Below are 4,309 nucleotides of genomic sequence, written 5' to 3'. Positions count from 1 at the left end.
TTTTTCGGCGGCCTTCCTCAAAATGCTCGGCTATAAAATCAGTCGACAATGACCCATCAGAAAAGGACGGATGGGTCAACACGGCGTTGACAAAATCTAAATTGGTGGTCACCCCTTCCAAATGATAGCCGTTCAAAGCCTGGACCAGGGTCTCGCGGGCTTCCTCACGGGTTTCTCCCCAGGCCGATACTTTGGCCAGGAGTGAATCATAATAAACGCTGATCAGACTGCCGGCCTCGATCCCGCTGTCCAAGCGGATATTTTTCCCCTTTGGAACCGCAGACCGGGTGATCATCCCCGTGGCCGGCAGGAAACCCCGCGAGGGATCCTCGGCACAGATCCGAGCTTCGATGGCCCATCCTTGGAATTTAACATCTTTTTGCTGCAGAGGAAGGGGTTGGCCGGCGGCGATTCTGAGTTGAAGTTCTACTAAGTCCAGACCAGTGACCCATTCGGTCACCGGATGTTCTACTTGAAGGCGGGTGTTCATCTCCAAAAAATAAAAAGCCCCCTCCTTATCCATCAAAAATTCCACGGTGCCGGCATTGACATAGCCTGCCTCACGAGCCAGGGTACAGGCCAATTCGCCTATTTCCCTTCTTTGGGTCTCGGACAGGGCCATGGAGGGGGTTTCCTCAATGACCTTTTGATAACGCCGTTGAATGGAACATTCTCTCTCCCCGAGATGAATCACCCGGCCGAAAGAGTCGGCCAGAATTTGAACTTCAATGTGACGGGGTTTTTCCAGGTAACGTTCTAAAAAAATGTGGTCATCACCAAAAGCCTTACGGGTTTCTTCCTGACAGGCTTTCAAGGCGGCTGCCAATTCTTCCCGGTGATTGATGATCCGCATGCCTTTGCCTCCGCCTCCGGCCGCAGGCTTGAGTAACAGAGGAAAGCCGATTTTGTCGGCCAGGTCCTCAATCTTATGACGGTCCGACAGGGCAAAATCCGGCCCGGGAACTACCGGCAAGCCGGATTTTATGGCCAGTTTTTTTGAGGCGATTTTATCCCCCAGAAGGGCTATGGCCGAGGCCGGAGGCCCGATAAAAATCAATCCGGCTTCCGAAACCAGGCGGGCAAATTCCGAATTTTCGGAAAGGAACCCGTATCCGGGATGAATGGCCTGACATTTTTCCTGTAACGCCAGGGCGATAATTTTTTCTTTATTCAGATAAGAATGCTCCGATCTGGCCGATCCCAATAAGAAGGCCTCATCCGCCTCCTGGACATGAAGAGATCTGGAATCCATCTCCGAATAAACGGCCACGGTCCCGATATTCAAACGTTTACAGGTCCGGATGACCCGAACGGCTATTTCTCCTCGATTGGCAATGAGGATTTTGTCAAACATGAAAGACACCTCACAAAGGAATATTGCCGTGTTTTCGTAACGGCTTGTTGACCTGCTTACCTTCCAAAACCTGAAGCCCTCGAATCAGGCGATGCCGGGTACTTCGAGGGAAAATGACATCGTCGATATAACCCCTTTGGGCGGCCAGAAAGGGATTGGCGAAGGTCTGACGGTATTCTTCAGTTTTTTGGGACAAAAGGGCTTCCGGATCGGGGGCCTTTTGAATTTCTTTTCGATAAATGACTTCGGCCGCTCCCCTGGGGCCCAGTACGGCGATTTCGGCTGTTGGCCAGGCATAATTGATGTCGCAGCGGATATGCTTGGAATTCATGACCACATAAGCCCCCCCATAGGCTTTGCGAACAATAACCGAAATCCGGGGGACCGTGGCTTCGACAAAGGCATAAAGCAGCTTGGCACCGTGGCGGATGATTCCTCCGTGTTCCTGCTCCGGCCCGGGCATGAAACCGGGGACATCCACCAAACAAATCAAAGGAATATTGAAGGCGTCACAAAAACGGACAAATCGGGCGGCCTTGTTCGAGGCGTTTGAATCCAATACCCCGGCCAGGACGGCCGGCTGATTGGCAATAAGACCTATGGTCTGTCCGCCCAGGCGGCCGAAACCGCAGAGGATGTTCTGAGCAAAACGGGCCTGAATTTCCATAAACTCCGCACCATCGAGAATGCTGTGAATCAGGACCTTCATGTCATAACTTTGATTGGGGTTGATGGGGACCAGATAGTCCAGGGCCGGGTCCATCCGATCGGCCGGGTCCCTTAGATCCAGAATAGGCGCCCTTTGCCGGTTATGCGATGGAAGATAATTAATCAGACGCCTGACTTCTCTCAGGCAAAGGATATCATTTGGAAAAGCAAAGTGGGCTACCCCGCTTTTCTGGTTGTGAACCGCGGCCCCGCCCAAATCCTCGGAACTGATTTCCTGATGGGTCACGGTCTTGACCACATTAGGTCCGGTAACAAACATATTGGAAGTATGCTCCACCATGAAAGTAAAGTCGGTCATAGCCGGACTGTAAACCGCCCCGCCGGCACAGGGGCCCATAATACAGGAGATTTGGGGTACCACCCCGCTGGCCAGGACGTTGCGATTAAAGATTTCACCATAGGCCGCCAGGGCGTCCACGCCCTCCTGAATGCGCGCCCCTCCCGAGTCATTAAGACCGATTATCGGGGCCCCCACCCGGACGCCATGATCCATGACCTTACAGATTTTTTGAGAATGGGCCTCTCCCAATGATCCGCCAACCATGGTAAAGTCCTGGCTGAAGACAAAGACCTCCCGACCATCGATAGTCCCATGACCGGTAATCACGCCGTCCCCCGGATAATTGCGTTCTTTTCCAAATGCACCCCCCCGCCCGGTTTTCAGGAGGTCGAATTCTTCAAAAGACCCTTCATCCAAAAGCAAATCGATACGTTCCCGGGCGGAGAGTTTTCCTTTTTTATGCTGAACGGCTATCTGCTCCGTCCCGCCCCCTTGGATGGCATCAATACGCATCCCCTGCAGGACATCCAGATTATCAAGGGGTGGAGCGCCATAGGCCAGGGGAAGGGGGAGCGCCCGGATGGACACATTCTTGTCCTCAGAAGGGGAGGACGTGTTGGATTCCTTTTCGGTCAACAGGGTTTTTTCTGGTTTTGTTTTCCGATTCATGTTTTCTCCATTACTATTTAGAAAGCACTTCCTTGACTATTACAATAGGAGCCCTTTGAAAAACGTTCAATTTTGTCCAAGGTCAAGGAAAAGGTTTTTCTCTTGATGTAATGCCCGTTTTTCGGCTACCATTTATAACAAAACAAAGAGAAGAAGTCGAGAGTTAAACTAAAATCCGGCCCTATGGAATGGGGGGTTTTAACAATATTCAACAGGGATGTAAAATCTTTTGAAATAAACCCAGTAATTCAGGAGGTAGTGTTATGACGGAGAAAAATGAGAATCCAATCAAGGTTGAAGAAAAATTAAAAGCCATGGGGCTGGTCCTTCCGGAACCGGTCAAGGCCCCGGCAGGGGTGAAACTGCCCTTTTCCTGGGTCCGGATCAGAGGCAACCGGGTTTTTGTTTCCGGCCATCCACCCCAGAATCCCGACGGCTCCATCGCCGAACCCCTGGGCAAGGTAGGGGCCGAAGTATCATTGGAACAAGGATATCAGGCGGCCAGATTGACAGCCTTATCCATCCTCGGCGATTTAAAAAGGATTCTGGGGGATCTGGACCGGATCAGTGCCTGGTTGCGGGTTTTCGGGATGGTCAATGCCGCCCCGGGCTTTAATCAAATGCCCTCGGTGATCAACGGTTTCTCCGATCTTATTTTTGAATTATATGGCCCCGAAAGAGGAGATCACGCCCGGTCGGCCGTGGGCCTGGCCGAACTGCCCTTCAATATCCCGGTGGAGATCGAGGCCGAGTTGGAGATCATTGTTTGACGGGCATTCCTATCTCCCGTTACTTCCTTTTCCCCCACAGGGAAGGTTGGTAACGATTTGACATCTTTCAGGGGCTGTATTATCTTTTTTTTATGGAGCAATGACATGGAAAGAAACTTCCTGACGAAAAAAGGAGGTCTGATATGGCGGATAAAGGAAACGAAAAGATTAAAATACTAGGTTTTGCCGGAAGTCTCCGGAAAGGGTCCTTTAACAAAATGCTTTTAAGGACAGCGGGAGAGGTTGTTCCGAAAGAAGTGGAATTGGAGATATTCGATCTGGAAGGCATCCCTCCCTTCAATCAGGACCTGGAGAATACGCCCCATGAAAAAGTAAAAGAATTTAAGGCCAAAATAATAGCAGCGGATGGAATTCTTATTGTAACCCCGGAATATAATTATTCCGTGCCCGGGGTTTTGAAAAATGCCCTCGACGCGGCCTCAAGACCATATGGGACGAGCCCCTTTGAAGAAAAACCCGTGGCCATCATGGGTGCCTCCATTGGAA

4 protein-coding genes are annotated in these 4,309 nt (G+C 51.1%); 2 read left to right on the top strand and 2 right to left on the bottom strand.

Features of this window, described 5'->3' with window-relative positions:
- Positions 1–1,354 (bottom strand): acetyl-CoA carboxylase biotin carboxylase subunit (locus ACYC56_RS12640; RefSeq protein WP_461374532.1); only part of this gene is annotated, 1,354 nt, incomplete at its 3' end.
- A gap of 10 nt (positions 1,355–1,364) precedes the next feature.
- Positions 1,365–2,876, bottom strand: a complete 1,512-nt coding sequence (locus tag ACYC56_RS12635) for an acyl-CoA carboxylase subunit beta (RefSeq protein ID WP_461374533.1) — start codon at positions 2,874–2,876, stop codon at positions 1,365–1,367.
- Between the two features lie 419 nt (positions 2,877–3,295).
- Here ACYC56_RS12635 and ACYC56_RS12630 point away from each other — a divergent pair, with 419 nt between their 5' ends.
- A complete protein-coding gene (locus ACYC56_RS12630) occupies positions 3,296–3,802 on the top strand; it encodes a RidA family protein (protein WP_461374531.1) in 507 nt (168 codons plus the stop codon).
- Positions 3,803–3,945: 143 nt separating this feature from the next.
- On the top strand, positions 3,946–4,309 hold a 364-nt coding region (locus ACYC56_RS12625; RefSeq protein ID WP_461374530.1), incomplete at its 3' end, for an NADPH-dependent FMN reductase.

This window comes from Candidatus Aquicultor sp., from assembly GCF_054640775.1.
The sequence above is the reverse complement of the archived record's forward strand: the minus strand, read 5'-3'. Positions and strand labels throughout refer to the sequence as shown.

Excerpts from the sequence above, each read along its gene's own strand:
- ACYC56_RS12635 (WP_461374533.1), bottom strand. The coding sequence starts at position 2,876 with ATGCGTATTGATGCCATCCAAGGGGGCGGGACGGAGCAGATAGCCGTT.
- ACYC56_RS12630 (WP_461374531.1), top strand. The coding sequence starts at position 3,296 with ATGACGGAGAAAAATGAGAATCCAATCAAGGTTGAAGAAAAATTAAAA.